At 72.5% G+C, this 4,278-nt stretch carries 4 protein-coding genes; all 4 read left to right on the top strand.

Annotated elements, in window-relative coordinates; translation table 11 throughout:
- The first annotated feature begins 135 nt into the window (after nucleotides 1-135).
- The 4 genes from AC5LUJ_RS07370 (at nucleotide 136) to lysA (ending at nucleotide 4,063) form a co-directional block, all read left to right on the top strand.
- Nucleotides 136-1,200 carry an NUDIX hydrolase gene (locus AC5LUJ_RS07370; RefSeq protein WP_250282100.1) on the top strand — a complete coding sequence of 355 codons (1,065 nt, stop codon included), beginning with the start codon at nucleotides 136-138 and terminating at the stop codon, nucleotides 1,198-1,200.
- Between the two features lie 285 nt (nucleotides 1,201-1,485).
- Nucleotides 1,486-1,641 carry a hypothetical protein gene (locus tag AC5LUJ_RS07375; protein ID WP_250282103.1) on the top strand — a complete coding sequence of 52 codons (156 nt, stop codon included), beginning with the start codon at nucleotides 1,486-1,488 and terminating at the stop codon, nucleotides 1,639-1,641.
- Nucleotides 1,642-1,712: 71 nt separating this feature from the next.
- Complete coding sequence (locus AC5LUJ_RS07380) at nucleotides 1,713-2,291, top strand: beta-class carbonic anhydrase (protein WP_493464681.1); 579 nt, start codon at nucleotides 1,713-1,715, stop codon at nucleotides 2,289-2,291.
- Between the two features lie 434 nt (nucleotides 2,292-2,725).
- Nucleotides 2,726-4,063, top strand: a complete 1,338-nt coding sequence (lysA, locus tag AC5LUJ_RS07385; protein ID WP_493464682.1) for a diaminopimelate decarboxylase — start codon at nucleotides 2,726-2,728, stop codon at nucleotides 4,061-4,063.
- Nucleotides 4,064-4,278: the final 215 nt, after the last annotated feature.

A 4,278-nucleotide genomic window follows, 5' to 3' on the forward strand; every position in this document is an offset into this window, starting at 1 on the left:
TCGCCGACCTCCCCGCCGCCGCCACCGTCCTGCGCGAGCCCGTCCGGTTCACCGCCCTGGGAACCTGACCGAGCCCGGCGAAACCGTCCGAGGAGGGGGATGCCGCTCGTCCGGGCGCGGCCTAACATGTGACGAATGGCCGATCTGACGGGTGGGGAGCGCCGGGATCCGCTGAGCGCGCCACGGCGGCCGGTGCCGCCGGACCTCGCCCGGCGGGCGGCCGCCTTCCAGGCCGGTCACGGCCAAGCGGTCGCGACCCGCGACGCCGCCACCGTCGCGCTGCTCCGGGACGCCGAGAACGGGACGGGCATCCAGGTCTGCCTGCTGCGCCGGGTGTCGACGATGGCCTTCGCCGCCGGCATGCACGTCTTCCCCGGCGGGACGGTGGACCCGGCCGACGTCGCCGCCCAGCCGCGGTGGTTCGGCACCGCCGAGACGGGCTCCGCGACAGACTCCGCGACAGCCATCGGAACGGACACGGGAACGGACGTCGGAACGGACACGGGAACGGACGTCGGCGCGGCCCTCGACGCCGAGCCGGCGCTGGCCCGCGCCCTGGTGTGCGCCGCCGTGCGGGAGACGTTCGAGGAGAGCGGCGTGCTGCTCGCCGGGCCCGGCACGGACAGCGTCGCCGACGTCACCGATCCCAGCTGGGAGACCGACCGTCTCGCGCTGGAGAAGAGGCAGCTCAGCATGGCCGCCCTGCTGGCCCGCCGGGGCCTGGGCCTGCGCGTCGACCTGCTGCGCCCGTGGGCACGCTGGGTGACTCCCGAGGTGGAGCCCCGCCGGTACGACACCCGCTTCTTCATCGCCGCCATGCCGGTCGAGCAGCGGACCCGCCCGATACCCGGCGAGTCCGACCGGCTGCTGTGGCTGTCACCGGCCACGGCCCTCGCCGAACACCTGGCGGGACGGCTGGCGATGCTGCCGCCCACCGCGCACACGCTGCGGGAACTGGCCGAGCACGCATCCGTCGCGGCCGTCCTGGCGGCAGCGCGCACCCGGGACCTCCGCCCGGTGCGTCCGAAGATCCTCATCCGTGACGGGGAGGCCCACCTGCTCCTCCCGCACGACGACGGCTACGACCTCCTCCCGGACAACGACGGCCCCGGCCGCACACCCGGCCCCGGTGGACGCGGCGGGGATTCCAGCGCGCCGCGGCCGCCGCGGCCGGCCCGCACGCCACCCCCCGCAGCCTGACAGGGCAGGCCGACGGCACGGACAGCCCGCGGCCCGGCACGGCGCGTCCGACCCCGCGGTGCGGGCGTCCGGCGGGCCGGCTTTCCCGGGCATACCCGTCCGAACCGGAATGACACGGAGCTGTCCAGCCAGCGGTTTCCGCAAGATTCACTCTTAATAATGCCGACGGGCTTCGGCCGGCACACACCGCGAGCAGTTCTTAGGAGTCCTTGACAGTTCTTGTCCACCTTGTCTACTGACTGCGTAGACAAACGTGAGTATTCCGGCGGCAAAGGAGATCTCCCGATGCCCAGGCTCTCCCGCGGCGACCGGTACGGCCTGGCGCGTGACACGAACTGGACGTTCGGCTGCGTCGACGAGGCCGACGTGTTTCCCGAGGAGCCGCCGTACCGCGTAGTTCCAGCCGTACCGGGATTCCGGACAGGGATTCCGGCCGCGTAGCGCTGACAGACCGGTCACCACGTCAACAGACACGTCAACAGATCAGTCACCACGTCAAAGGAGCGTTGCAGATGTCTGTTCTGCCTGAAGTCATCGCGGCCAACGCCGAGTACGCCGCCTCGTTCGGTGACAAGAGCGAGCTGGCCCTGCCGCCGGCGCGGGGCTTCGCCATTCTCACCTGCATGGACGCCCGGCTGGACCCGGCCAGGTACGCCGGGCTCAGCGAGGGCGACGCCCACGTGATCCGCAACGCCGGCGGGCGCGCCAGCGACGACGCGATCCGCTCGCTGGTGATCTCGTACAAGCTGCTGGGCACCAAGGAGTGGTTCGTCATCCACCACAGCGACTGCGGGATGGAGTTCTTCACCGACGAGGTGATCCGCGGCCTGCTCGCCAACAGCCTGGAGACCGCCGCCCTCGGCGACCAGGGCTTCCACGACATCGGCACCGGCCCGGGCGCCCGTGAGGGCGACTACATCGACTGGCTGACGATCTCCGACCAGGCCACCAGCGTGACCGAGGACGTCCGCCGGGTCCGCAGCCACCCGCTCGTCCCCGCGCGTATCCCGATCTACGGCTACATCTACGACGTCAAGAGCGGCCTGCTCGTCGAGGTCCCGACCGCCACCGAAGCCGGCCGGGCCTCATAGCCCGGACCGCCTCATAGCCCGGATCACAGGCGGCAGGCGGCACAGGCCGGCCGGGACCGGCGAGGCGGCACAGGCCGGCCGTGCGCCTGAGCCGGCCCGCACGCGGCGGTCAAAGGCCCGGGGTGCGGTCAAACCGGGGCGGCTTCAGTATTCTGGGCGGGTCGGCGCTGAACCTGCGCCCCGGGTCGCGGGTACGTCGGACGGTGGGTCTGATCCGCCTCGCCCGGGCACCTCCACCGGCCCGTCGACGACAAGCGCACCGGCTTGTCGACGGCGAGCCGCACGCTGGAGCGTGCCTGTCGGCGCGGCCGTGAACCGGAGGTTCAGGCCGCCACCTGCCCGCGGGATCCCGGCCGTCCGGGGTGCTGCGGGCAGGCACCACCCCAGCTCGCGACGATCGCCATGGTGCGTGACTCATCATCCGGGAGAAGGCATTGGATCGTTTCGCGTACCGGGACGGCGTGCTGTACGTGGAGGACGTCGCCGTGGAGGAGATCGCGGCCCGTTTCGGCACGCCGGTCTACGTGTACTCGCACGGCACCCTCGTCACCCACCTGCGGCAGGTGGCGGACGCGTTCGCCGAGCTCAAGCCGCTGATCTGCTTCTCGGCCAAGGCGCTGAGCAACATCCACCTGCTGCGCGGCCTCGCCGCGGCGGGCGCCGGTGTGGACGTCGTCAGCGGCGGCGAGCTGTACCGGGCGCTGCTGGCCGGGGTGCCCGCGCCGCGGATCGTCTTCGCCGGCGTGGGCAAGTCCGACGAGGAGCTGCGGTACGCGGTGCGCTCCGGCATCCGCTGCGTCAACGTGGAGTCCGAGGGTGAGATGCGCGCCCTCGCCCGGGCGGCGGCCGACTGCCAGCTGCCGGTGGGGGCGGCCGTGCGGGTCAACCCGGACGTCGCGGCCGGCTCCCGCACCCCGGCCAAGACCACGACCGGGCGCCGCGGCGGCAAGTTCGGGATCGACCTCGACCAGGTGCACGAGGTGTACCGGCTGGCCGTGGAGGACCGCTGGCTGCGGCCGGCGGGCCTGCACTTCCACATCGGCTCCCCGATCTTCGACCCGCGGGCCTACGGCGACGCCCTGGACAAGGTGCTGACCCTGGCGGAGAAGCTGACCGCCGACGGCGCCCCCGTCCCGACGATCAACATCGGCGGCGGTTTCCCCGCGGACTACGAGGGAGCCGGCGTCCCGGGATGGCCGGACTTCGCCGCCGTGATCGCGCCGAAGCTGCGCTCCTTCGTGGCCGCCGGCGGCACGGTCGTCATGGAGCCCGGCCGCTCGATCGCGGCCAACGCCGGCGTGCTGCTGGCCGGCGTGCGCTACCTGAAGACCTCCGGCTCACGGAACGTCGTGATCACCGACACCGGGATGAGCCACCTGATCCGGACCGCCTTCTACGACACGTTCCACTTCCTGTGGCCGGCCCGGCCGCAGGGCGGCCTGTCCCCGGTGAGCCGTACCGGCGAGCACGACCAGCCGGGCCTGACACGCTACGACGTCGCGGGCCCGGTGTGCGAGTCCAGCGACTACCTCGCGAAGGACCGGCTGCTGCCGCCGCTGCGGCCCGGGGACGTGCTGGCCGTCTTCACCGCCGGCGCCTACGGCATGACGATGGCCAGCCACTACAACAGCCTGCCCCGCCCCGCGGAGGTGCTGGTCGACGGCGGGGACGTCCGGCTGATCCGGCGCCGCGAGACCTACGAGGACCTCGTCCACGCGGAACTGGACACCGCCCTGGAAGACGCCGTTCTGGAAACCGAGCCCGCCAGCTGAACGCCGGCCAGGCGGCACGCATCCTGTCCGCAACCACCCGCGCAGGACATGCTCGGCGCGAGTTTGTTGTCGTGCGCGCTTTTGGCCGCGTCAGCGTACACAGTGACAAACTCGCGCCGATCTTCTCCCGACGCGTGCCGCTGTTCGCGGGGACATGTGCGGGTCTCCGATGCCGCCGTGGGACGGGCAGCCCCGCGCCGTCAGCCGGTACCGGC

This window comes from Protofrankia sp. CiP1_Cm_nod3, assembly GCF_982290655.1.

Excerpts from the sequence above, each read along its gene's own strand:
- AC5LUJ_RS07370 (WP_250282100.1), top strand. The coding sequence starts at position 136 with ATGGCCGATCTGACGGGTGGGGAGCGCCGGGATCCGCTGAGCGCGCCA.
- AC5LUJ_RS07375 (WP_250282103.1), top strand. The coding sequence starts at position 1,486 with ATGCCCAGGCTCTCCCGCGGCGACCGGTACGGCCTGGCGCGTGACACG.
- AC5LUJ_RS07380 (WP_493464681.1), top strand. The coding sequence starts at position 1,713 with ATGTCTGTTCTGCCTGAAGTCATCGCGGCCAACGCCGAGTACGCCGCC.